The sequence below is a fragment of the Hyalangium ruber genome (assembly GCF_034259325.1).
Taxonomy (GTDB): Bacteria; Myxococcota; Myxococcia; order Myxococcales; family Myxococcaceae; genus Hyalangium_A; species Hyalangium_A rubrum.
Window position 1 is genome coordinate 254,450 of sequence record NZ_JAXIVS010000005.1, and the last position, 23,249, is coordinate 277,698.

Here is a 23,249-nt window from a genome sequence, read left to right on the forward strand (position 1 = left end):
ACCCCTCTACGTCAACCGCTCGATGGTCTGGGCGAGGCTCTCCACGCCGAGCTCGCCCTTGACCAGGTACCCGTCCGCTCCTGCCTCCAGCCCGCGCCGCTTGTCCTCGGGAGAGGCCAACGACGAGAGGATGATGACGGGGATGCGCGCCACCGCCGCGGTGGTCTTCAGCCGCCGCGTGAGCGAGAAGCCGTCCATCTTCGGCATCTGCACGTCGGTGAGGATGAGATCGTAGGTGGCGTTCTGGACCTTGGCGTAGGCCTCCTCGCCGTCCTGCGCCTCTTCCACCGAGTGGCCGAGCGCCTTGACGAGCGCGCCTTCGGTGGCGCGAGCGATGGGCGAGTCGTCCACCAGCAGCACCTTGAGCCGCTTGGAGGCCGCCTGCTGGGTGACGGGCCTCGCCATGCGGCGCACCTCGGCCATGATGTCCGGCACGTGGCACAGCACGGCGATGCGCCCGTCCTCCAGGGCCGCGGTGCCCGCGATGAACGGCGCGCCCTTGAGGAAGTCACCGCCGCACGGCTTGACGGCCACCTCGCGCTCGTCCACGAAGCCGTCCACCACCAGCGCCGCGTTGTCGTCGCTGTGCCGCACCACCACCGCGGGCGGCTTGTCCATGCGGTTGCCGCCGTTGACGCCCAGCAGCGGCCCCAGCGCCACCAGGGCGATGGGCTTGCCCCGGTGCTTCACCGCCAGGGTGCCGAAGACCTCCATCCGGTCCTCGGCCTTCACGCGCGTCACCGCCACCACGTCCGCGGCGGGGATGCCGTACACGTCATCGCCCAGGCGCACCAGCAGCACCTTCATCAACGCCAGCGACTGGGGCAAGCGCAGGGTGAAGGTGGCGCCACGGCCCAGGCGGCTGGCGACTCCCACCGAGCCGCCCAGCGCCTCTACCTTGCGCTTCACCACGTCCATGCCCACGCCACGGCCCGAGATCTCGCTCACCTGGTCGCGCGTGGAGAAGCCTGGCCGGAAGATGAGATCGATCGCCTCCCGCTCGGAGAGCGCGACGGCCTGAGCCTGGGTGATGAGCCGGCGGCCGACAGCCACCTGCTTCAACCGCTCGGGATCGATGCCCCGGCCGTCATCCTCCACCTCGATGTGGAGCATGTCGCCGTCGGCGCGGACCTTGATGCGGATGCGGCCCGCGTCGGGCTTGCCCATCTGCTGGCGGGTGTCGGGGGACTCCAGGCCGTGGTCCACCGCGTTGCGCAGCAGGTGTACCAGCGCGTCGCGCACGTCGGCGAGCATGGAGCGGTCCACGCCCAGGTCGGCGTTCTCGACGCCGAAATCGACATCCTTGCCCTGGGTGCGCGCCAGATCCCGCACCGCCCGGGGGAAGGCATCGAAGACGGTGGAGAGCGGCACCAGCCGTGCCTCCGCCACCGTGTCCGCCATCTTCGCCAGGTTGCCGTGCAGCGTGTTGATGCCGTCGTCGTTGCGGCGCACGAAGCGGAACGCGTCGTCGCGCAGCATGTGCAGATCGCTCTCGATGCGATCCAGCTCCGAGCGCACCTCCCCATTCAGGTGGAGGTGCTCTCCCAGGCGCATGAACCGATCGCCCAGGCGCGAGAAGCGCTCGAACAGCTCTTCGGTCTCCAGGCCGCGCAGGCGGCTCCGGGCGCTCTCCACGAGCAGATCGCCCGCGAGCAGGCCCAGCGAGTCGAGCACCTCGACGTTCACGCGGATGCTGCGGTCGGCGATGGCCGTCTTCGCGGCCGCGGGCGCGGCTGGGGCCTCCTCTTCCGCCTTGGCGTGTACGGGCGCGGCCGCGGCAGCGGCCGCGAGCGCCGGTCCCGGCTCGGCCGGAGGTGGGCGAGGAGGCGAAGCCGTCTTCGCGGCCGCGGGCTCCGGAGGCAACGGGGGCGGCACGGAGGGCCGCTGCGTCACCGTCCTGCCGTTGAGCGGCGGCACGGGGTGACCGGAGGCGTCCGCGAGCGCCTTGCACATCTCCTCGCTGGACGGGGTGCCGGTGTGCGCGGCGGCCATATCCTCCAGCAGGTCCGACAGCACATCGCACGCGCGCAGGAGCAGATCCGTGGCCACCTCGGTGGCCGCCTTGCCCTCGCGCTCGGCGCGCAGCATGTCCTCCGCGGCGTGCGCCAGCTGGCCGATGCTGGCAAGGCCCAGCATGCGGGCCTCGCCCTTCATCGTATGCAGCTCGCGCGCGACGTCCTCCGCCGCCTGATCCGCGTGGGGTTTCTCGAGATCGAGCACCCCCAGCTGGATCTTCTGGAGTCGGTCGGCGCTGACCTCCTGGAACTTCTTCAGGAGGGATTTCTTGAGGGCCTCTGTGTCCATGGCCGGTTCTTGGGAAGGAGCCAGGCTCCTTTAGTCGGCCTTGAAGCGCTTGATGAGCTCCGCCAGACGACCGGCGAGCTGGGTGAGTTCCGCCGAGGCGCCCGTGGCCTGCTTGGAGGCCTGCGTCGTCTGCCGCGTCACGTCCTCGATCTCCGCCATGGAGGCCACCACCTGCTCGGTGGCGGTGCGCTGCTGCTGCGTGGCGAGGTTGATGACGCGCGCCGCGTCGCTCGTCTCCTGCACGCCGGCGAGGATGCCCTCGACGGACTGGGCCGCCACCGCGCCCAGCTTCTCGCCGGACTCCGTGGCCACCTTGGACGCATCCGCCGCGCTGCCCGCGGCCGCCGTGGCCTCGCGGATCTCCGTGATCAGGCTCTTGATCTCCTTGGTGGAGTCCAGGACGTTCTCCGCCAGGCGCCGCATCTCCGCGGCGACGATGGAGAAGCCCTTGCCCGCCTCACCGGCGCGGCTGCCCTCCAGCGCGGCGTTGAGCGCCAGCAGGTCCGAGCGGTCGGCGATCTCGTCGATCACCTCGACCACCGTGCCGATGCGCTCCACGCGCTTGGACAGCTTGGTGATGGAGTCGGCCACGGCGATCCCGTCGCTGCGGATCTGCTGCATGGCCTGGATGAACTCGGCGATGGCGCCCCGACCCGAGCGCGCCGCGCCCAGCGTCTCCTCGGCCACGCGAGCCACCGCGCCCGCGTTCTCGGCGATCTGCGCCGAGGCGTGCTTGAGCTCTTCCATCGTGGCCGTCGTCTCGTGGATGGCCGCCGCCTGCTCCGTGGAGGACGTCTCGTGCTGCGTGGAGGCCGCCAGCACCTGGTTGGCCGAGGAGGACAGCCGCAGCGTCGCCTCGTTGATCTCGCGCACGAAGGTGCGCAGCGTCTCGATCACCTTGCCGAAGCCCTCCAGCAGCGGGGCCAGCTGGGGATCCTCGGTGGTGGTGTTCCAGCGCGACAGGTCACCCTCGCGCACCAGGGCGATGAGCGCGTCCAGCGCCTGATCGATCTCCTGCGCCGCCACCTGCTTGCGGTGCTCGGAATCCGAGAAGCGATCCAGCACCTGGTTGAGCAGGTTGGCGATCTCGGCCGTCTCGCCGGTGACGATCTCCGAGGCCACGCGGGCCTGGAGGTTGCCAGCCAGCACCGACTTGAGCGTGTCGGAGAGCGGCTTGAGTGACAGGACGTTGGTCTTGGGCGCGGCCTTGGTCGCCGCGGGCTTCTTCGCTCCGCGAGACTTGGCGGGTTTGTCGTTGGTGGTGTCCAGGGCCATTGCTGTCAGTGCCTTCCTTGAGTCTTTGCGGTTTCCAGCAGATCGATGAGCAGAACGAGGCGGGCCTGATCCAGGCACGCCCCAATGGTGTACGGCGCGGAGACGGCGGCGGGCGGAAGCCGCCGAAGGTCCGCCACGGGGATGGGGCGCACGCCGCGCACCACGTCCACCTTCAGGTGGGACTCCCCTTCCAAAGAATTGAAGACGAGCGCCCGCGTGCCGCGATGGAGCGCTCCCAGCCCAGGCACGGCGAGATCATCCGGCAGCGCGCGCTCGATGCGCAGCACCTGCGAGGCATCCACGCCGTAGACGTGCGGGCCCACCTCGAAGAAGAGGATGTCCACCTCTTCCTCCTCGGAGAGCGCGTTGGAGAGCTCGTTCTCCTGCCTCATCGCGCCACCGCCCGCTGCCGCGCGGTCTCGAGCAGCTTGGCGAAGTTGAGCAGGTTGATGGTCTCTTCGGCCGTGGGCCCCTGGACGACGCCCAGCAGGTGCTCGGTGGCGGCGTCGGCGCCCACGGGGGGCGGAAGAATATCGGAGACGAGGATGCGCCGCAGCCCCAGCACCGTGTCGGCCAGTACCCCGGCCACGTAGCTGCCGCTGACACCCACGAAGATGCGGGTGCGCGGGAGGATGCGCGCCTCGCCCTTGGCCAGGAAGCGCAGCAGGTCGATGACGGGCAGCACCTCACCCCGGTGACCCGTGACGCCCAGCAGGAAGGACGGGGCGCGCGGCAGAGGCGTCAGGAGCCCTGCCCGGAGCACCTCGAGGACGTTCTCGCTGGGGACCCCCAGGCGGAGCGTTCCTACACGGAAGCAAAAGAACTCTTGCTCGGGCCGTGCTTGCGTGGTGAGGGCACGGTCCGGGGCGATGCGGAGCGCGCGTTGGAGGGGAGTTGAAGTCAAGGCGACAAAGTATCCGGAGGCGATCAAAACGGGTCAAGGGGACTCGCTCGGACGCCTGCCTGCATGCCGTTTCGATGGTCCGGCGGGCACCGACAGTGTAGGGTTGTTTCTGGGTTCTTGAGGAGGCAGATGTCCCGCGTATTGGTCATCGACGACAGCCCGATGCTGGTGGAGCTCACCGTGCGGGCGCTCAGCGCGGCGGGCTATCAGGCAAGCGGCGCGATGGATCTGGCCAGCCTCGAGCAGAAGCTCGCCGAGGGGCCGTTCACGCTCATCCTGATGGACGTGAACATGCCGGAGATGTTCGGGGACGATGTCGTCGAGTACCTGCGCACCGTCAAGAAGGTCTCCGCCAAGCTGGTGCTGCACTCGGACATCCCCGAGCAGGAGCTGGCCGGCAAGGCGCGCACTTCGGGCGCCGACGGCTACATCCTCAAGAGCGGTGGCCTGGAGGCCATGCTCGGTGAGGTGATCAAGCTCATCGGGCCCCCCACCCTCGCCCCGGCCGAGACTCCCGCCGCTACACCTACATCTGCCCCTACCCCGGCCGCCGCGACTCCCCCGGCTGCCGGGAGTCCCGCCAGTGCGAAGCCCGGGGCCCGCAAGCCGCGCATCCTGATCGTGGATGACAGCGAGATGACGGCGCGGATCATCGAGGCGGATCTGGTGACCAAGGGCTTCGAGGTCCACGTCGCCGACAACGCGGAGAAGGCGACGAAGATCATCCTCAAGAAGCAGACGCGGCCGGATCTGGTGCTGCTGGACGTGAGGATGCCGAACGTGAACGGCGAGCAGTTCTGCCGGTTCATCAAGAGCAACAGCCTCTTCAAGGGCATCAAGGTGTTGCTCTGTTCAGGAGAGAACGTTGAGGAGCTGCAGCGCATCTGCCGCGAGGCCGGGGCGGACGGCTACGTCCCCAAGGACGCGGTGATGAGCAGCCTGGTGGCCCGGGAGCTGACTCCCGCCGCCGCCGGGCAGGAGTAGCCCCCTTCCGGTTCACCGACAGGCGCCGCAGTCCACGAAGCAGTTGTCGTAGGTGCCGCCGTTGCCGCAGCTCTCGGTGAACTGACACACCCCGTCCCCGCAGCTGTAGATGTCCGTCGGGAGGATGCGCGTGGTGATGGGGCGGTAGCTCACGCCGTTGTAAGTACACTGCGTGTAGTACGTGCGCGTCGAGTCCAGCGTGCAGTACGACTTGCAGGAGCCCACGTGGACGATGGGCGGGCAGTCGGTGCTCGCATGCCGCGAGGACAGGCCACAGGCGCGCGCGGTGCTCTCGCTGGCGTGCAGCAACGAGCGATTGGTGGCCGCGAAGATTCCCTCGTCCGTGAAGGCGTTGCCGAAGAAGCACGCCTCGTCCTCCGAGTACGTCTCCAGCTCCGAGGACGTGAATGGAATGGGCAGCCCCAGCGCGCTGAGTCCTAGTACGGAGATGGAGATGTGGATGCCGAACTTGTTGGCGTGCGCCGCCAGGCACGCGGTGATGACCTGCTGCTCGGCCTGCGTGGCGGGCAGCCCCGTGCTCCAGCCGGGCGCCAATCCGAGCAGGCCCTGCCAGGTGTACTTCAGGCCCGTCAACGTGCTCGTGAAGGTGCGCACCTGATTCGCGGGTACCGCGCAGAGCACCGCGTACTTCATCAACGTGTCGCTCGCGACCGGATCCGCCTCGAACCAGCTCTTGAAGGTGGCGCTGAGGAGACCGTTGACCGACAAGCCGTTGACGGACAGCCCATTGACCGACAAGCCGTTGACCGAGAGGCCGTTGACGGACAGCCCATTGACCGACAAGCCGTTGGCAGACAGCCCTGCGGTACTCGCCAGCGCTTCTCGCCGTGTCTCGGGCTCCGATTCCGCGGCGAAGGAGCCTTCCTCCAGCGCCCCGCATCCCACGGCTCCCAGGAGCAGCGCGAGCCACCACCCCGCGCGAGGGTTCCGGTGAGGATTGACCGAACGGGCCCGACAGCTTCCAGTGCGCACTCGCTGCATGGCTCTACCCCCGGCTTAGAAGAGCAACTTCAGCAAGCCAGAAGAATACCGCTGAGAGCAGCACGGAAGCCCCGGGCGGGCAGAGCCCCGTCCAGTAGCGGTCAAAGATCCTCACTGCCACTTCAGCAGGCGGCCGAGCGTGGAGGTCCAAGCGTGCGGTACTGAAAAGTCGCGGAGGCCCTACCGCCCAGCCGCGTTGTCGCGCTCCTCGAGTCCGCGCGCGAAGTTGCCGATGATCAGCCCGGGTCGGGCCGCCTTCAGCCGCTTCAGCAGATCGCGGATGCCCACCGGCTCGCCGCCCGCGCCCTTGTCCCGCGCCACCTCCAGATATTGGAGGGGATCGATCGCCAGCGAGCGCGTCTGCACCTGATCCACGCGGTACTTGCTCACCAGTCGCTCCAGGGCCTGGACCTCGCCCTCGCGGTCGGTGACGCCGGGGAACAGCAGCAGGTTGAGCGCGAGGTAGGCGCCCCGCTCGCGCGCCAGCGCGATGGACGCCTCCACGTCCTCCCACGTGTACTTCACCGGCTTGTAGTAGGCCTCGTAGAGATCCTTCACCGCCGAGTTGAGCGAGACGCGCACCGCGTCCAGCCCCGCGTCGAACAGCGCCGCCAGCCCGTGCGTGAGGCTGGCGTTGGTGTTGATGTTGATCGAGCCCTTGTCCGTGCGCTCCCGCATGTAGCGGATGGCCTCGGCGATGGCCTTGTACCGGGTGAGCGGCTCGCCCTCGCAGCCCTGGCCGAAGCTCACCATGGTCCGGCCCGGCGCGTGCTCCAGGTGGTAGAGGCCAATGGCCCCCATCTCCTCCCCGGAGGGCCCGTCGTCCATCCGCTCGTGCGAGGCGGGAGGACCGTCCTCCGGCTGATCCGAGATGCAGCCCACGCAGCGCGCGTTGCACATGACCGAGGCGGGGATGGCGGCCTCGTCACGCACATAGAAGGTGTTCTGCGAGGTGAAGCACCGGTACAGCAGCGCGCACGTCTTGAGCTGCTTGAGCACCCGGCTGCCCGGAAAGCGCGCCATGTGCTCGTCCACCAACGCCTTCATCTCCGGCGTGGAGTACTTCACCGGATCCCAATGGCTGCGCTTGTCCGTGTGGATCGCCCACGCCACCGGTCCGTCCTTGCCCCACGCCGCGGCCGTATACGCCCACTGCGGAAGAATGGGCCCGTCGCCCTTCACCTCTCCGGGCAGGAAGGTCCGCGTGTAGCCCGGCGGCAGCAGCGCCCCTACGGCGTTGGGCACGAAGCTCTTGCCGCTCACCTTCATCTCTCGCACCAGCTCCAGCTCCCCCGTGTCCGGGTTGAGCCCCACTGGCAGGCGACCTGGCAGGTGGACGAGCCGCCCCGCCTCGGGCAGCGGGATGGGCGAGTCCTGCGGGGGGACGAGCTCCTCCCCGCTTCGCAAGGTGGCGATGAGGTAGGGGTGCTCCATCACCCGACCCTTGGGATCGGCGAACAGCAGCTTGGGCGACGACTTCATGCCCACCATAACTACCACTGGGCCCTCTTCCCTTCGACGTCGTTTCTAGCCGCTGTGCGTCATCCACGGCGCGCCGCGCCACGCTTGCAGGAGCAATCACCCGCGCTCCTGGGGGTGCCTTGATTCCCCGGGATCCGCTGGTATGGTCCGCGCGATTTTTTACCCCCCTGGAGGCACGTCGTGATCGTCGGAGTTCCCAAGGAGATCAAAACCCGTGAGTACCGCGTCGGCATGGTTCCGGCGGGCGTGCGCGCGCTGACGAGCGCGGGCCACAAGGTGCTGGTCGAGGCCAATGCAGGTGTCGGCTCCGGCATCCCCGACTCCGAGTACCAGCGCGTCGGCGCGGAGATCGTCAAGACCGCGGACGAGGTGTGGTCGCGCGCGGAGATGATCGTCAAGGTCAAGGAGCCCATCGCGCCCGAGTACGAGCGCATTCAGCCCGGTCAGATCGTCTACACCTATTTCCACCTGGCCGGCGTGGACCCCGAGCTGACCAAGGTGCTCGTGAAGAAGAAGGCCGCCGCGGTGGCCTACGAGACGCTGCAGCTGGATGACGGCAGCCTGCCGTTGCTCAAGCCCATGAGCGAGGTGGCCGGCAAGATGGCCATCCAGGTCGGCGCCACCTGTCTGGAGAAGGCGCACGGCGGCAAGGGCATCCTGCTGGGCGGCGTGCCCGGCGTACGCCGCGGCCGCGTGGCCATCATCGGCGGTGGCGTGGTGGGCACCTGCGCCGCCAAGGTCGCCGTGGGCATGGGCGCCGAGGTCACCATCCTCGACGTGAACCTCGAGCGGCTCACCTACCTGGATGACGTGTTCCTCGGCCGCGTGGCCACCCTGGCCTCCGACAGCGAGAACATCGCCCGCGCGGTGCGCGAGTCGGATCTCGTCATCGGCGGCGTGCTCATCCCCGGCGGCAAGGCCCCCAAGCTCGTCTCCGAGGCGCTGATCAAGGAGATGGAGCCCGGCTCCGCGGTGGTGGACGTGGCGGTGGATCAGGGCGGCTGCATCGAGACGTGCCGCCCCACCACGCACGACAACCCCACCTATACGGTGCATGGCGTGGTCCACTACTGCGTGGCCAACATGCCCGGCGCGGTGCCGCAGACCTCCACCTTCGCCCTCACCAACACCACGCGCCCCTACGCCAAGAAGATCGCCGACATGGGCCTGGTCGAGGCCGTGAAGTCGGACAAGGCCCTGGCCCGCGCGATGAACACCTACGACGGCAAGGTCACCTACGAGGCCGTCGCCAAGGACCTCGGCTACGACTACGTGTCGATCGCCGACGCCCTCGGCACCAAGAGCCGGTAGGGCAACTCCCTACCTAAGTACAGGGAGGGAGGTAGGCTCGCCTGGTCCCCTACCTCCCTCTGGTAATTGTTCAGGAATATCCGTTGCCGAGCGCTGTATGACGCCTTTAGGAGCGACCGTGCGTACAGCAAGCCCGGGTGGATTGCGTTGTTGACCTGTCTGTTCCCGTGCATACATTGATGGGCAGGCAACAACACTTTCGCCTGTAGTTTCGGGCCTTTGGAAGGCGGGACATGTTGGACTTCAGGCAACCGAACCGGACGAAGCAAGAATTCGAGGAGTTGGCGCTGGCCCATCTGGACCCGCTCTACTCCGCGGCGCTACGGCTGACGAAGAACGAGCGCGATGCCGAGGACCTGGTGCAGGACACCTGCATGAGGGCCTACCGCTTCTTCGACAAGTTCGAGCGCGGCACCAACATCAAAGCCTGGCTCTTCAAGATCCTCACCAACACCTTCATCAACCGCTATCGGCGCAAGGTGAAGGAGCGCACGGTGGTGGAGGGCGTGGAGCGCGAGGCGGTGCATGAGCGCTTCGTGAGCCGGGACGCGACGGACTTCGCGGCCAACCCCGAGCAGTACTTCTTCGACCGGCTGCTGTCGGACGATGTGCTGCGCGCCATCGACTCGCTGCCCATCGACTTCCGGTTGGTGGTCATCCTCGCGGACCTTCAGGAGTTCTCCTACAAGGAGATCGCCGAGATCCTCGAGTGCCCCGTGGGCACGGTGATGAGCCGGCTGTTCCGCGGTCGCAAGCTGCTGCAGAAGACGCTGCGCGAGTACGCCGAGGGCCAGGGTGTATTCCGCCACGATGGCGATCCGGTGGTGGCGCCGACCGCGGGTGCCGCCAACCTGGATGAGTACCGGCAAAGGAAGAAGACGGGGTAGAACGAGGTTGACGGGCCCGAGGGTATTTCTACCCGAGGGCCTGTTTCTTTCACGGACCTCATTCGAGCGCTCATGACCTGCCAGGAACTCGATCGCTTGCTCTACCCCTACCTCGACGGCGAGTTTCAGCCCGAGGAGCGGATGGACGTGGAGACCCACCTCGAGGCGTGCTCGGCTTGCACGCGACGGGTGGAGCAGGAACGCGAAATTCGCCAGACGCTTCGCCGCGCCGCGCGCCACTCGCTCCAGTCGAGCCGCGCCCCCCAGTCGCTGCGGGCCGGCATCCAGGTGGGGCTCAAGCGCGAGCAGCGCCGGGCCACGCAGGCCCAGTTCCTACGCGTGAGCGCCGCGGCCCTCGTCGTCGTGGCCGTGGGCGGCGGGTGGATCTCCATGCGCCCTGAGCGGCACCAGCGATTCGTGGAGGACGCCGCGCGCCGCCACGCCAAGGGCCTGCCCTACGAGATCGCCAACGCCGCCCCGGAGCACGTGGAGGCCTGGTTCGAGAACAAGCTGGACCACACCGTGCTGGTCCCTCGGCTGCCCAACGCCCGGCTGTCCGGCGCCCGCCTCTCCAACGTGGAGAGCTACCCGGCCGCCTACATCAGCTACGAGACCCGACCCGCCAAGGAGGGCGAGGAGGCCCGCCGCATCGGCGTCTTCGTGTTCGATGACGCGCGGCGTGAGCTGAATGCCCAGGACCTGCCCTCCGTGCAGGCGGACTCGAATACCGGCTACAATGTGGCCATCTGGCGCGACGGCGAGATCGTCTACGAGCTGGTGGCGGATCTGTCCGAGGCGGACATCCGCAAGCTGATCCAGGAGCAGGAGCGTGCCTCGGGCCTGGCCAGCGCGCCACGTCCCGCGCAGACCCTGGTTCCCGTGCAGCACACCTCCCACGTCCCCTGAGTCGGGGCGTCGCCTGCCCGATCGCACTCCGGGCAGAACGCCACCCGACAGTGGCCGGCCCGAACATTGACGGTCCCCAGCATGGCCGATAGCCTCGCTGGAGTTTTCCGTCGTTCGCACGTTGTTGCCCGCGCGAGGCCAGGGCCCGCGCCGCTCCAAGGCCGGGCCGTCCGTTCATGTCCAAGAAAATCCTGATCGTCGAAAGTGACTCCTCCCTCTCCTCCTCCATGCGTGAGGCACTCGAGGCCAAGGGCTTCGTGGTGGACGAGACCACGGACGGCAAGGGCAGCGTCGAGCAGATCCGCAGGGATCGCCCGGACCTGGTGGTGCTCGCGGTGGATCTGTCCGGCGGACAGAACGGCTACCTCATCTGCGGCAAGCTGAAGAAGGACGACGATCTCAAGAACGTCCCCATCGTCATCATCGGCAACCCGGACGGGTTCGCCGCGCACCGCAAGCTCAAGGCCCACGCCGACGAGTACGTGGCCAAGCCGGTGGACTCGGATCTGCTGGTGGAGCGCGTGGGCGCGCTGATCGGCTTTCCCGAAGTCGTCGTCGGCGAGGTGGTCGAGGACGAAGGCCTGACGCTCGACAGCCTCACGGATGACGAGCCGCTGTCGCAGGACGAGCCGCTCACCGGCGAGACCTCCGCCGAGGAGATCGCCGTCGAGGGCGAGTCCTCCGGCGGTGGCGAAGAGCTGGACATGCTCGACGAGGCCTTCAGCGACATGTCCGGCGGCGATGCGGCCGAGGAGGAGCCCGTGGTGGCGCCTCCGGAGGCCGGTGGCGGCGACGAGGAGTTCTCCGCGCTCGACAACCTGGGCCGGGACGCCGAAGACGCGCTGGACGCGCTGGGTGACGACGACAGCGAGAAGACGCAGATCGGCTTCATGCCGGCGGCGCCCACTCCGCCGGCTCCGGTCGCCTCGCCTCCGGTCCGTGCCGTGGCGCCTCCGCCCTCGACTTCGGCCTCCAGCTCCCGCCCCGCGGTGACCTCGACGCCGGCCGCTCCGGCGATGTCCGCGGCGGATGCCGCCGAGCTGCGCAACCTGCGCGCCAAGGTGGCCGAGCTGCAGAGCGCGCTGGAGGATGCCCAGTCCCAGACTTCGACGGCCGAGAGCCGCGTCCAGGAGCTCGAGTCCCAGCTGGAGACGCAGTCCACGGAGCTGGAGACGGCGCGCGCCTCGGCCGGCAAGAACGACAAGGACACCTTCGCCCTCCGCGACTCCGTCAACAAGAAGGACAAGGAGATCCTCCGGCTCAAGAGCGAGCTGAACCTCAAGGAGCAGGAGAAGGACAAGGAGATCTCCCGCATCAAGAACGAGCTGTCCCAGAAGGAGCACGAGTTCGTCGAGCTCCAGGACAAGCAGCTGGAGATGGAGCGGCAGGTCACCGACTCGGCGGCGGAGATGGCGCGCCGGGACGCGCAGATCAAGACGCTCACCACCAAGGTGGACCAGCTCACCGCGGACAAGAAGAAGGTGGATCAGCAGCTCGTCGCCGCCAAGGACGAGGCGCGCGGGGCCTCCTCGAAGCTCACCGCGCTCCAGGCCGAGGTGGACGCTCACAACGAGCAGCAGGCCACCGCCCAGGCGGAGCTGGACGAGCTGCGCGGCCGGGTGGGCCAGATCGAGGCGGACCTGGAGGCGGCTCGCGGCGAGGCCGAGGAGCTGCGCGGCCAGGCGGAGAGCGCGCGCCAGGAGGCCAGCGAGCTGCAGGGCCAGCTGGAGGCGGCGCAGTCGGAGCTGGAGACGGTGCGCGGCGAGCTGACGAGCCAGGCGGCCCAGGCCTCCGAGGAGGCCGAGGGCCTGCGCAAGCGCGTCTCCGAGTTGGAGGAGGCGGCGGTGCGCAACGAGGAGCGCGTCACCAAGCTCTACTCCCGCATCAAGAACGACGAGAAGCTGCGCGAGCGGGCCAAGAAGGCGCTCGGCATCGCCCAGCAGCTCCTCGAGGAGCAGCCCTCCGTCGAGGAGGACGCGGACGAGGCCGCGGCCTGAGTCCAGGCTGAGCGGCCCCCTGCCCTGCCCCTCTCCCTCGGGAGAGGGGTAAAGCCCCGCCCCGGGACTACTTCTCTTCCTTCTTCGGGGCCGTCTTCTTCTCCATCAGCTTCTTGGCGAAGGAGGCCACGCCGGCGGGCACGTTCCGGTCGCGCGCCAGGTCCTTCAGCTCCGTGTCGCGCAGGTTGTTGAGGAACTTCATCACCACCGTGAGCGGCACCTTCGGGTTCTTCACCAGGGCCAGCTTGATCTTCTGGACCTTCGTCCACTCCCGGTTGTTGTAGATGATGCGCAGCACCTCGTCGTTCGCCGCCTTGTTGGTGGCGCACGCGAGCACCTCGCCATCGGTGATGCGCGGGCTGCGGATCACCGCCGTACACACCAGCTTGTTCGAGTCGCGGATGAGCAGCGTGCGCGCTTCCTTGTTGCCCAGCGTCGCCAGCTTGATCTTCTCCGCGATGCTCATCTTCATGATGCGCTGGGTGAGGTTGAGGCGCTTGCCCTCCTCCATCGGGGCGGCGGCTTCCTCCGCCACCTCCTTGAAGTCCTCCATCAACTGCTCGGCCGTGGGGCCCGGATCCGGCGGCGCCGCCACCGCCTGCGGCCCGAACAGGCGCACCCGCGCCGCCTGCATCTGCGGCACGTCCGCGAGCACCAGCCCGCTGCGCACCGCGAAGTCGCACACCGAGTCGAGCAGCGCCGGCCCCGCGTTCGCGTTGGTACACAGCATGCGGATGATGTTCTCGTGGCGCAGGATGCGCAGCTGGTTCTGGCCGATGATCTCCGCCAGCTTCGCGCTGCAGCCTGCCGCCACGTCCGCCACCGCCTCGTCTGGCGTGGTGGCGTTGAGCACCAGCATCTCCGCGTAGGTGTCATTGCCCTTGAGCAGCCCCAGGAACCAGCCCAGCACCGGCGCCTGGATGCCCTCGTCGCGCAGCGCCGAGCCGAGGATGCGGTCCGGCAGCCCTCCGGCCGTCTTGGCCGCCGTGTCGCGGATGTTCTGCTCCGCGTCATAGGTGAGCATGTAGAGCGCGCCCAGCATGTCCGAGGGGCTCAGGGGCACCAGGCCCTTGGCCGCCATCATCCGCAGCGGCACCGGCGCGGCCGGGTCCACGTGCTTGCGCATGTTGGGCGGCAGGAACTCGGCGGTGAAGGGACAGCCCGCCGGAGCGGCGGGAACGGCAGAGGCGGTCGTCATGTCGCGTGGTTCCTTCCGTAGATGATTCGCAGGCCTTCGAGCGTGAGGAACTCATCCACTTCCTGGATGGTCTTCGACTCGCTGGACACCAGCGGCGCCAGGCCCCCGGTGGCCACCACCTTCACGGGGAAGCCCAGCTCGGCCTGCATCCGCTGGCAGATGCCGTCCACCAGCCCCACGTACCCGTAGACCAGGCCGGACTGCATCGAATGCACCGTGTTGCGGCCCACCACGTGGGGTGGCCGGGCGAACTCCACCCGGGGCAGCTTCGAGGCGTTCTGGAACAGCGCCTCCATGGCGATGTTGATGCCCGGGCAGATGGCCCCGCCCAGGTACTCGCCCTTGGGGGACACCGCGTCGAAGGTGGTGGCGGTGCCGAAGTCCACGACGATGAGGCCGCCGTGGTGCTTCTCGTAGGCCGCCACCGAGTTGACGATGCGGTCGGCACCCACCTCGCGCGGGTTGTCGTAGAGGATGGGCATGCCCGTCTTCACGCCCGGCCCCACGAACATGGGGCGCGTCTTGAAGTAGCGCTCGCTCATCTTCTCCAGGTTGAACTGGAGCGTGGGCACCACGCTGGAGACGGCCACCGCCGTCACCTTGCCGGGATCGATGCCGCTCCACGCGAAGAGCTGGAGCACGGAGATGCCGTACTCGTCATAGGTGCGCCGGGCGCTCGTCTCCACGCGCCAGTGCGCCAGGAGCTTCTTGCCCTCGTACACCCCGAGGACGGTGTTGGTGTTGCCGACGTCGATGACCAGGAGCATCACGCGCCGTACTCTAGCGCGAAGGCGCCCGGGGCGGGCCTGTTCACGGCCGGTTCGTCGCCCGGGGCCGCAGCCGCTCCACGTCTCCGGCCAGCACCCGCTCGAGCGAGCCATCCTCTACTCGCACCAGCAGTGCGCCCGCCGCGTCGATGTCCTCGGCGTGGCCCTGGAACTCCCGGCGATCCGTGCGCACCAGCACGTCCTGCCCCAGCGTGGAGGACAGCGCCTTCCAGCGCTGGCGCACCGCGCCGAAGCCCGTCTCCAGGTGCAGGTCCAGCCACTTCTCCAGCCGCGTCCACAGGCTGGCGGCGAAGGCCGCCCGGGGCACGCGCTGGCCCAGGGCCTGCGCCACCGAGGTGGCCGTGCCGCGCAGCTCCTCGGGGAAGTGCTCCGGCTGGGAGTTGAGGTTCACCCCCACCCCCAGCACCACGAAATGCACCCGCTCGGGCTCGGCGGACAGCTCCGTGAGGATGCCCGCCACCTTGAGCCCGCCGATCTGCACGTCATTGGGCCACTTGATGAACGCCTCGGTGCCGAACTCGCGCAGCACCTCGGTGAGCGCCACCGCGGCCACCAGCGTCAGCTCGGGCGCGCGCTGCGGCGGCAGCTCCGGCCGGAGGATGGCGGAGAAGTAGAGGTTGAGCCCCGGCGGCGACACCCACGTGCGCCCCCGCCGCCCCTTGCCCGCCGTCTGCTGGTCCGTCACCACCACCGTGCCGTGCTCCGCCCCGTCGTGCGCCAGCCGGAAGGCCCGCTCATTCGTGGAGGGCAACGTGTCGTGAGAGTGGATGATGCGGCCCAGCTCGCGCGAGGAGAGCAGCGGGTTGAGCTCCAGCGCGGTGAGCCGATCCGGCACCTCCACCAGGCGGTAGCCCCGCGCCGGGATGGCTTCGATTCGGTAGCCCTTGCCGCGCAGGGCCTCCACACGCTTCCACACGGCGGTGCGCGACAGGCCCAGCTTGCTGGAGAGCGCCTCGCCAGAGGTGAAGTCTTCCCCTCCTTCCAAGAGGAAGCCCAGGATCAGCTCTTCCTGCGTCTGCTCGGCAGTCTCGGGAGCCATGGCGACCTCAACTCAGCCGCCCACCCTCAGCACCCCTGGCCCCTCTTCGATGCGGATGACCTGGGTGGGAGAGCGAGTGCTGCGCAGCGCGTCAATCCACTGCACCGCCGCCTGCACATCCCGCTCGCGGGCGGTGTGGGTGAAGACGACGATGGTGGCGTGCGGATCCTCGGGTCGCGCCGGACGCTGGATGACCGAGGCCAGGCTCACGCCCTTCTCGCCGAGCACCGTGGCGATACGGCCGAGCACGCCCGGCTCATCGCTCACGGAGAAGCGCAGGTAGACGGGCCCGCGCCGCTCATCCGAGGGGATTTGAGGCACCTCCTGGACATAGGGCGCGCTCAGCATGGGCAGCCGGCCGGAGACGCCCGCCAGCAGGTTGCGGCAGATGTCGATGATGTCCGACACCACGGCGCTGCCGGTGGGCAGCGAGCCCGCGCCCAGACCGGAGAAGAGCGAGGCCCCGAGCGCCGCCGACTGGAGCAGCACCGCGTTGAAGGCGCCGCGCACGTCCGCCAGCGGGCTGGCCCCGGGGATGAAGGCCGGGTGGACGCGCACGTCCAGGCCCTCGGGCAGGCGCCGGGCGATGGCCAGGAGCTTGAGCACGTAGCCCGCCTCGCGGCCCAGGGTGATGTCCACGGGGCGAAGGCTGGTGATGCCCTCCACATGCACATCCTTGGGAGACACGCGGGCGGCGAACGCCAGCGAGGCCAGCAGGCAGAGCTTCTGCGCCGCGTCCATGCCGTTCACGTCCAGCGTGGGGTCGGCCTCGGCGTAGCCCAGCTTCTGCGCCCGAGCGAGCGCGTCCTCGTACGTGGAGCCCTCGTCCGCCATCGCCGAGAGGATGAAGTTCGTCGTCCCGTTGACGATGCCGTGGATGGAGGACACCCGATCCGAGGCCAGCGCCTCGCGCAGGGTGCGGATGATGGGGATGCCGCCGCAGACGGCGCCCTCGAAGTGCAGGTCCACCCCGCGCGCCAGCGCCTGGGAGAAGAGCGCCTCGCCATGCGCGGTGAGCAGCGCCTTGTTGGCGGTGACGACGTGGCGCCCCGAGGCGATCGCCTTCTCCAGGAACTCCCTGGCGGGCGACAGGCCCCCCATCACCTCCACCACCACCGACACCTCGGGGTCCGCGAGGATGGGGGCGATGTCCCGGGTGATGAGCGCCGCGGGCACATCCTCGGGCCGGGCCCTGCCGCTGTCGCGCACCAGGATGTGGCGCACCCGCACCCGGGCGCCCAGCCGCCGCTCGATGTCCCGCGCGTGGTCCGCGAGGATCCGATACGTCCCGAGCCCCACGTTGCCCAGGCCCAGCAGCGCGATGCCAATCTCCTTCATATGTCCCTCAGCCCTGCGCGGGCTTCACCTGGAACGACGTCAGCTCCAACCACGTCTGGGGGATGCGGCGGCCCTCCCGCTCGGCCTCCACCTGAATGCGCACCAGGCCCACGCCGGGCGCGAAGGTGAAGGTGTTGACGAGCGTGGTGTCCACGTCCACGCGGTTGCGCGCCTCCACCTGCACGCAGTCCTTGAACACGCCAGCGGGCGCCTCACACGGGGCCCCCACCCGGAGGATCTGGTAGCGCTCCGTGGAGGATACCGACACCACGTTCGTCCACGAGTGCCCCGTCTCCAGCGGCCCGCGCAGCAGGTAGCGCTTCTGGTCGCGGATGCCGAAGCTGTCGGCCATCAACTGCCCACCCTGGGTGTCGTGGAAGAAGCCGCCCTCCTCCTTGAGGATCTTCACCTCCACCATCTTGTCGGCGCGGCCGTTCACCACGTACTTCCAGGTGTTGCCCACCGACAGCGGGTAGTACTCGGAGACCTGGGTGGCGCCTCGCGGCTTCTCCTCCACCTCGACGTTCTTGGCGCAGCCCGTACTCACCAGGGCCGCGACCACCAGGGCCCACCCTCCGACGACGGCAGAGACCTTCATGTCATTGATCCGCGGGCTTCGTGGCCCGCGCCTCCGGTGAGGCGTGCTTGCGAGATGCATAGAGCGTATCCAGGGCTTGCTGCGCCGCGGCCTGGATGGCCGGCTGATCGTGCCCCTGCGCCACCGTATACAGGTAGGCCTCCGCCTCGGTCCCACCGATTTCGCCCAGGGCGAAGACGATCTCCTGCAGGAAGCCCACTTCCTTGCCCCGAGACAGATCGATGAGGGCAGGCACCGCGCTGGCCGCCTTCATCTCCACCAGCGCTCCGATGGCCCGGCGCACCGTGTCCGCGTCGCTCGACTTGAGCTGCTCGATGAGCAGCGGCGCGGCCGCCGGGTGCCCGCGCTCGGCCAGCGTGCGCAGGGCGAACTCACGCAGGCGCGGATCCGAGGACTGGAGATCCTGCAACAGCCCGGCGTTGTCCCGATCGAGCGTGGCCAGCTGCAGCGCCGCCGACTCGGACACCTGCCGCAGCGCCGCCTCGAGGGAGCTGTGCAACGCCGTGCGGCGCGCCTCGGGCGTGTCCGCCTCCACGCGGACCTCTCCCAGCCCCACCACCTCGTAGCGCTCGGGCAGATCGCCCCCGAAGCGCTCCAGCACCAGGGTGGCGCCCACCTCGGCATAGGTGTGCGGGCCATCGTCCTTCAGCACCTCGCGGGTGAAGGGCAGCTCCAGCGTCACCCGCCAGGGGCGCACCTCGCGCGGCTTCTCCTCACCGAGCAGCTCGAAGCGCTTGCTGTCCTTCAGCGTGGTGCTGAACAGCTCGCGCACCTGCTCCGGCGCCATCCCGAGCTGGGAGTTGTCGGTGAGGGTGGCTCCGGACAGCCGGACTTCCTCCACCGGGTAGCGCGGCGCCTGCGAGCGGCAGGCGCCGAGCAGCAAGACGCAAGCGGTGAGGAGCAGGGCCGGCTTCATGGCACCTCTACATTAACCCACTCTCCCCACCCGCGTCCCTTGCACTGCGTCAGGTGGCGCTCCCCTCGGAAGGGCCACTGGTCGGCGCGGGAGGCGGAAGCTCCTCCGTCCGAGCAGGCTCCGGGGCCTGGGAAGGCTCCGCCGCCTGCGAGGGAGGCTCCGCCGCCACCGCTGCGGGCTCGGGCGGCCGAACCAGCTCGCCATCCGAGGAAGCAGCCTCACCCGTGGGCGCGTCGGCGGCGGCGGGCGCGGAGCCTTCCACCACCGGAGTCCCTCCGGCCGGCGTCGTACCCGGCGCACCCGCCTCGGCCCGGGCACCACGGCCCCGACGGCCTCGACGGCGACGGCGGCGGCGCTTGCGCTCACCCGCGGCGGATCCACCCTCGGCGCTCGCGGCCCCCTCGGGGCGTGAGCCCCCACCAGCCACGAAGGCGCTGGCGGCCTCGAGGTCCTCATCCTCCCCTTCCTCGTCGCCCTCCTCGCCCTCCTCGTCCTCCTCCTCGGAGGCGGAGGCGGCAGCGGGCTTGGGGGACTCCGGGGCGGGCCGAGCCGGGCGAGCCTCGGCGACGGCCTCCTCGGCCTTCGGCTCCTCGACGCGGGCCTCCTCGTCCTCGCCCTCGGCCTCGACTTCGACTCGGGCGGCCTTGCGAGCCGGCTTCTCCGGCTTGTCCTCGTCGCGGGCCTGACGCTCGCGCTGGCGCTCTTCGCGGCGCTTCTGCGCCTCCTCGGCGTCCAGCTTCGCCGCCTCGAAGAAGCGCTCGTCGATGTCGAAGAGCTCCACCTGGGTGACGGTCACCGCCGTCTTCGCCTCGAGGAACTTCTCGCCCAGCGCGTCACCGCACCACAGCATCACCAGCGAGCCGCTGGCCTGCGCCTCGGAGCGCGCGTCACCGCGCACATCGCCCGCGCTCACCAGCAGGCCCACCTGCGCCGAGTAGTGGCTCAGGTCCCGGCGCAGCTCCTGCACCGTCTTGCGGTCGATGGCGGGGTTGCCCTTGAGCATCCGCACCGCGAAGCGCAACTCCACGCTGCCCTCGCGCTTGCGCGCGGTGAGCAGCGGGCCTTCCTTCGAGCGCTTGGCCACCTTCAGCTCTCGGAAGTGCAGCGCGTGCATCATCTTCACGACGGACTTCTCGAAGGTGCCCACATCCACTTCGCCCAGGCGCTTGCGCAGCGAGCGAGCCACCGAGCGGCGCACGTCCTTGAGCGTCGTCTTGAGCGTGGTGAGCAGCGTCGGGTCCACCGCGGCCTCGGCCACCGCGGTGGCCTCCGCCTTGCCCAGCACCGGGCGGCCATCCTTCAACGGGATGCCCAGCGCGGCGGCGAACGCGGCCTGCAGCTCCAGCGGTGGGGCCTCGCTTGGCGCGCCCGCGCGCTCCAGCGTCACCACCTCGCTCGTCTGCTTGTTGAAGGCGAACTGGGGACGGCGGCCCGCGTCGATTCGGCGCTGGTTGTCCTCCAGCAGCGCGGTGAGCACCGCCTCCACGGTGACGTCCTCGGGGCACAGCTCGCGCGTGCGCGCCCGCTCGATGAGCTGCTCGGCGCGCAGCCCGCTCTCCGAGTCGCTGAGGATCTCGAACACCACCTCCGGCAGCGGCGGGAAGCGGCGCTTGCGTCCTCCACCGCGCTCCTCCTCCTCGTCCCGGCGGCGCTTGCGCTCACTGCCACGGCCCGCGACGCGGACATTGTCCCCGCGCGGCTCCGGGTGGCGCTCCACCGGCCGCAGCGGCGGCAAATCTTCCTCTGGATGCGCCTCCACCACTCCCGTCTGCGCCAACGCCTCCGCGTCCTCCGGCAGCGCCCAGTCGACCAGCGCGAAGGTGTCCTTCGCGGTGACGATGACCTTGCGGTCACGCGTCCTTCGTGCCATCGCGGCCAGCCGCGACAGCATGGTCATCTCTGGCGTCTTTCCGACATGGGACAGCAGATTCTGGGCGATGGACTTCTCGGTAATTTCCAGGAAGTGGAGGGGACGACCTTCGCTCTCCAGGATACGGAGCGCGGCCTCGTAAAATGTCATCGACTATTCCCCAAGAATTTCGAACGGTTACAAAAATGTAGGTCCGTATGGGCGGCGGATGCTAGCCACCGGTATTCTGGCTTGTCAACGAAGGGAAACGAAGGGAAAGGATGACCCGGTTCCGTCTCGGACAGCGCTGGAAGCGCGAACCCTCGGCCCCGCCGGTGGATTCCATCGCTTTGGAGTTGGACGGCATGGACCTGCTGTCCGGCGCCGGCGAGGAGCCTCTGGCCGAGGTGGTACCCACCTTGGTGGGCGCGGCGGCGGACCTGCACGCGGGGCGCTCCCGGCTGGCACAGGTGTCGCTGGCGGAGGCGGGATTGGAACTGGTGCTGCGGCGGGCCGGCGTGGACATTGAAGTGTCCGTGGTGAGCCTGGGGCGCCCGGCCCGGCTGCTGCGCCCTCCGGTGCGGGTGGACCTGGAGGAGTTCACCGAGGCGGCGCGCGAGTGCGGCGAGGGCTTCCGCGTGGACCTCTCCCGCGTGGCGCCCGACGCGCTCTCCCCTTCCCTCTCCCGGCGACTGGACGAGGCGCTGCGCCTGCTCGGTGGTCCCCTGGCCGTGCGGAAGGAGTCGGCGCCCGAGGCCTTCACCCGCCGGGTGGAACCCTCCGAGGAGCCAGGCTTCGGCTTCGAGCTGAAGGACCCGGCGGACCTGCTGCGCACCTATGAGCGGGGCGGAGGCGCGGCGCTGGGCTCGCTGCTGTGCGCCGGAGAGGTGTGGCTGGCGCTGCCCGGACAGCCCTCGGCGTGGCGTACACCGGGGCCGCCCTTCCTCACGGCGCTGGAGCTGTCCCGGCAGGCGCTGGAGCTGGCGCGCGCGGTGGAGCTGGGCGAGCCGCGCTTCGCCTTCGAGCCCGCCGGGGTACGGCCCGGGTTCGCGCTGGAGCTGGCCTCGGGCAAGGGCCGGCTGGGCTCGGGCGCGCCCTTCGCGGTGGATGGCACGGCGCTGGCGGCGGCGATGTTCCACCTGGGACAGGCGCTGGCGCTCGCCATCTCCGAGCGGGAGCGAAGCCAGGCCAGCAACCCCTATCTGGTGGAGCTCACGGAGCGGTGCCGGGAGGGCCTGTCCCACCTGCGGGGCCCGGTGCAGCCTCCGGAGAGCACCGGCGAGGCTCGGGGGCGTGGCGCCTCCTCTCGCGGCGCCGGCAAGCCGCTGCCCGTCCCCGGGCGCCTGCGCCGGCTGCGCTTCGAGCGGCGCTGGGAGCAGAAGGGCCTGGCCGGCGCCGAGCATGGCGGCCTCCACCTGGGTCGACAGGGGGTGGTGTTCTGCTCGCGCGAGCTGGCCTGCGGGCTGGCGCGCAAGGATGGGCAGGTGCAGTGGCGGCGCGAGGCGGCCAAGGGCGTGGCGGCCACGGTGGACGGCTACGTGGTGGCGGCGGACGCCGATCGCGTCTACGGCTTCGTGGGCGCGGGCCCGAGCGCGCGCTGGCTGCACGACCATGACGGCCTGCCGCTGGGCCCCCAGCTGATGCGAGAGGACGGGCTGCTCCTCACCCTGTCCGAGGAGCGCACGGTGCTGGCCTTCGCCGAGGTGGGAGGCCGAGAGGTGTGGCGCCTCGCGCCCCCGCGCACGCAGCGCAGTTGGCTGGCGACCCAGGGGCACCGGGCGCTCGTGGCCACGGACTCAGGCTACTTATATGGAGTGGACATCGCGGACGGACAGGTGCGCTTCCGGATGCGCGCGCCCCTGCCCTTCCACGGCACACCGGTGGCCTGGGGCAAGCGCTTCGTGGCGACGCTGGGCCGGGGCACGCACCACGCGCTGCTGCTCGCGGATGCGCATACCGGGGACGTGACGTGGACGCGCGAGTTCCAACTGTCCACACCGTCGGCGCCGCTGCCGGTCCGCACCCGCGTCTACCTCGCTGGAGTGCGGGACCAGGAAGGCCTGCTGCTGTGCCTGGACTCCCGGGGCAAGCTCTTGTGGGAGCGCCCGCTGCACATGGGCGTGGGCCCCTTCGCGCTCACGGCCCTGCCACGCGGGGTGCTCGTCACCTCCGCCAGCGGCGCGGCCGTGCGGGTGGACACCTCCGGGGAGCTGAGCTGGCGCGTCGGCGCGGTAGGAGAGCCGCTCGCCAGCGCGCTGCCGGCCCGGGCCTCGCGCGGCGTGGTGCTCATCCCCGGCGAGCAGGTGCGGGCCGTGGACCCCAAGGGCGGACAGGTGCTGGCGGAGGTCCAGGCCGGAGCGGGCCTCGTGTCGCTGCAGGCGGACGCCCGGCTGGGGCTCTACTTCCTGGACGACGCCGGCACGCTGAGCGCGTACCGGCTGGGGACTCACTTCACCGTAGTGGAGGGCTGA

The 23,249-nt window shown here is 69.6% G+C and carries 19 protein-coding genes; 6 read left to right on the forward strand and 13 right to left on the reverse strand.

Translation table 11 applies throughout. The features are described from left to right. Window positions 1–6: 6 nt before the first annotated feature. The 4 genes from SYV04_RS16675 to SYV04_RS16690 are packed head-to-tail and all read right to left on the reverse strand — an operon-like array spanning window position 7 to window position 4,450. A complete protein-coding gene (locus SYV04_RS16675; RefSeq protein WP_321546781.1) occupies window positions 7–2,304 on the reverse strand; it encodes a hybrid sensor histidine kinase/response regulator in 2,298 nt (765 codons plus the stop codon). Between the two features lie 30 nt (window positions 2,305–2,334). Further along, a complete protein-coding gene (locus SYV04_RS16680; protein WP_321546782.1) occupies window positions 2,335–3,579 on the reverse strand; it encodes a methyl-accepting chemotaxis protein in 1,245 nt (414 codons plus the stop codon). Window positions 3,580–3,584: 5 nt separating this feature from the next. After that, window positions 3,585–3,971, reverse strand: a complete 387-nt coding sequence (locus SYV04_RS16685; protein WP_321546783.1) for a Frizzy aggregation protein FrzB — start codon at window positions 3,969–3,971, stop codon at window positions 3,585–3,587. Then, a complete protein-coding gene (locus SYV04_RS16690) occupies window positions 3,968–4,450 on the reverse strand; it encodes a chemotaxis protein CheW (protein ID WP_321547053.1) in 483 nt (160 codons plus the stop codon). The genes SYV04_RS16685 and SYV04_RS16690 overlap by 4 nt, the downstream gene beginning before the upstream one ends. A 162-nt stretch (window positions 4,451–4,612) precedes the next feature. Between SYV04_RS16690 and SYV04_RS16695 the strand changes: the two genes are divergently transcribed. After that, a complete protein-coding gene (locus SYV04_RS16695) occupies window positions 4,613–5,467 on the forward strand; it encodes a response regulator (RefSeq protein WP_321546784.1) in 855 nt (284 codons plus the stop codon). 12 nt (window positions 5,468–5,479) lie between these two features. Here SYV04_RS16695 and SYV04_RS16700 read toward each other — a convergent pair whose 3' ends face one another. Together SYV04_RS16700 and SYV04_RS16705 are read right to left on the reverse strand one after the other, a co-directional pair. Then, window positions 5,480–6,373 (reverse strand): hypothetical protein, encoded by an 894-nt coding sequence (locus SYV04_RS16700; RefSeq protein WP_321546785.1) that lies wholly within the window; start codon window positions 6,371–6,373, stop codon window positions 5,480–5,482. Window positions 6,374–6,649: 276 nt separating this feature from the next. Continuing rightward, window positions 6,650–7,951, reverse strand: coding sequence for a radical SAM family protein (locus SYV04_RS16705; RefSeq protein WP_321546786.1), 1,302 nt, complete (start codon window positions 7,949–7,951; stop codon window positions 6,650–6,652). A gap of 180 nt (window positions 7,952–8,131) precedes the next feature. Here SYV04_RS16705 and ald point away from each other — a divergent pair, with 180 nt between their 5' ends. The 4 genes from ald (at window position 8,132) to SYV04_RS16725 (ending at window position 13,052) form a co-directional block, all read left to right on the forward strand. Then, window positions 8,132–9,262 carry an alanine dehydrogenase gene (gene ald, locus SYV04_RS16710; protein ID WP_321546787.1) on the forward strand — a complete coding sequence of 377 codons (1,131 nt, stop codon included), beginning with the start codon at window positions 8,132–8,134 and terminating at the stop codon, window positions 9,260–9,262. 233 nt (window positions 9,263–9,495) lie between these two features. Further along, on the forward strand, window positions 9,496–10,149 hold the full coding sequence (locus SYV04_RS16715; protein ID WP_321546788.1) for a sigma-70 family RNA polymerase sigma factor: 654 nt from the start codon (window positions 9,496–9,498) through the stop codon (window positions 10,147–10,149). A gap of 72 nt (window positions 10,150–10,221) precedes the next feature. Beyond that, a complete protein-coding gene (locus tag SYV04_RS16720) occupies window positions 10,222–11,055 on the forward strand; it encodes an anti-sigma factor family protein (RefSeq protein WP_321546789.1) in 834 nt (277 codons plus the stop codon). Window positions 11,056–11,231: 176 nt separating this feature from the next. Next, window positions 11,232–13,052, forward strand: coding sequence for a response regulator (locus SYV04_RS16725; RefSeq protein WP_321546790.1), 1,821 nt, complete (start codon window positions 11,232–11,234; stop codon window positions 13,050–13,052). A 67-nt stretch (window positions 13,053–13,119) separates the two neighbouring features. On the opposite strand, the gene SYV04_RS16730 is transcribed toward SYV04_RS16725, so the two are convergent. From SYV04_RS16730 to SYV04_RS16760, 7 genes are read right to left on the reverse strand one after another with little or no spacing between them, the layout of a single operon-like run. Then, the gene (locus tag SYV04_RS16730) at window positions 13,120–14,250 is read right to left on the reverse strand and encodes a hypothetical protein (protein WP_321546791.1); all 1,131 of its coding nucleotides are present in this window, start codon (window positions 14,248–14,250) and stop codon (window positions 13,120–13,122) included. After that, the gene (locus tag SYV04_RS16735) at window positions 14,247–15,017 is read right to left on the reverse strand and encodes a type III pantothenate kinase (RefSeq protein WP_321547054.1); all 771 of its coding nucleotides are present in this window, start codon (window positions 15,015–15,017) and stop codon (window positions 14,247–14,249) included. The genes SYV04_RS16730 and SYV04_RS16735 overlap by 4 nt, the downstream gene beginning before the upstream one ends. 43 nt (window positions 15,018–15,060) lie before the next feature. Then, a complete protein-coding gene (locus SYV04_RS16740; protein ID WP_321546792.1) occupies window positions 15,061–16,077 on the reverse strand; it encodes a biotin--[acetyl-CoA-carboxylase] ligase in 1,017 nt (338 codons plus the stop codon). A gap of 12 nt (window positions 16,078–16,089) precedes the next feature. Continuing rightward, entirely contained in the window at window positions 16,090–17,415 is a 1,326-nt protein-coding gene (locus SYV04_RS16745; protein WP_321546793.1) for a homoserine dehydrogenase, read from the reverse strand. Between the two features lie 7 nt (window positions 17,416–17,422). Further along, window positions 17,423–18,013: a hypothetical protein gene (locus SYV04_RS16750; protein ID WP_321546794.1), complete on the reverse strand. Its 591-nt coding sequence runs from the start codon at window positions 18,011–18,013 to the stop codon at window positions 17,423–17,425. 1 nt (window position 18,014) lies between these two features. Next, window positions 18,015–18,929 (reverse strand): HEAT repeat domain-containing protein, encoded by a 915-nt coding sequence (locus tag SYV04_RS16755; RefSeq protein WP_321546795.1) that lies wholly within the window; start codon window positions 18,927–18,929, stop codon window positions 18,015–18,017. Between the two features lie 49 nt (window positions 18,930–18,978). After that, complete coding sequence (locus tag SYV04_RS16760; protein ID WP_321546796.1) at window positions 18,979–20,949, reverse strand: HTH domain-containing protein; 1,971 nt, start codon at window positions 20,947–20,949, stop codon at window positions 18,979–18,981. Window positions 20,950–21,059: 110 nt separating this feature from the next. On the opposite strand from SYV04_RS16760, the gene SYV04_RS16765 reads away from it, so the two are divergent. Then, entirely contained in the window at window positions 21,060–23,249 is a 2,190-nt protein-coding gene (locus SYV04_RS16765) for an outer membrane protein assembly factor BamB family protein (protein ID WP_321546797.1), read from the forward strand.

Bases quoted from the DNA above. Each gene is read 5' to 3' on its own strand.
- SYV04_RS16675 (WP_321546781.1), bottom strand. From the start codon at position 2,304: ATGGACACAGAGGCCCTCAAGAAATCCCTCCTGAAGAAGTTCCAGGAG.
- SYV04_RS16680 (WP_321546782.1), bottom strand. From the start codon at position 3,579: ATGGCCCTGGACACCACCAACGACAAACCCGCCAAGTCTCGCGGAGCG.
- SYV04_RS16685 (WP_321546783.1), bottom strand. From the start codon at position 3,971: ATGAGGCAGGAGAACGAGCTCTCCAACGCGCTCTCCGAGGAGGAAGAG.
- SYV04_RS16695 (WP_321546784.1), top strand. From the start codon at position 4,613: ATGTCCCGCGTATTGGTCATCGACGACAGCCCGATGCTGGTGGAGCTC.
- SYV04_RS16705 (WP_321546786.1), bottom strand. From the start codon at position 7,951: ATGAAGTCGTCGCCCAAGCTGCTGTTCGCCGATCCCAAGGGTCGGGTG.
- SYV04_RS16715 (WP_321546788.1), top strand. From the start codon at position 9,496: ATGTTGGACTTCAGGCAACCGAACCGGACGAAGCAAGAATTCGAGGAG.
- SYV04_RS16720 (WP_321546789.1), top strand. From the start codon at position 10,222: ATGACCTGCCAGGAACTCGATCGCTTGCTCTACCCCTACCTCGACGGC.
- SYV04_RS16725 (WP_321546790.1), top strand. From the start codon at position 11,232: ATGTCCAAGAAAATCCTGATCGTCGAAAGTGACTCCTCCCTCTCCTCC.
- SYV04_RS16730 (WP_321546791.1), bottom strand. From the start codon at position 14,250: ATGACGACCGCCTCTGCCGTTCCCGCCGCTCCGGCGGGCTGTCCCTTC.
- SYV04_RS16735 (WP_321547054.1), bottom strand. From the start codon at position 15,017: ATGCTCCTGGTCATCGACGTCGGCAACACCAACACCGTCCTCGGGGTG.
- SYV04_RS16740 (WP_321546792.1), bottom strand. From the start codon at position 16,077: ATGGCTCCCGAGACTGCCGAGCAGACGCAGGAAGAGCTGATCCTGGGC.
- SYV04_RS16745 (WP_321546793.1), bottom strand. From the start codon at position 17,415: ATGAAGGAGATTGGCATCGCGCTGCTGGGCCTGGGCAACGTGGGGCTC.
- SYV04_RS16750 (WP_321546794.1), bottom strand. From the start codon at position 18,013: ATGAAGGTCTCTGCCGTCGTCGGAGGGTGGGCCCTGGTGGTCGCGGCC.
- SYV04_RS16755 (WP_321546795.1), bottom strand. From the start codon at position 18,929: ATGAAGCCGGCCCTGCTCCTCACCGCTTGCGTCTTGCTGCTCGGCGCC.
- SYV04_RS16760 (WP_321546796.1), bottom strand. From the start codon at position 20,949: ATGACATTTTACGAGGCCGCGCTCCGTATCCTGGAGAGCGAAGGTCGT.
- SYV04_RS16765 (WP_321546797.1), top strand. From the start codon at position 21,060: ATGACCCGGTTCCGTCTCGGACAGCGCTGGAAGCGCGAACCCTCGGCC.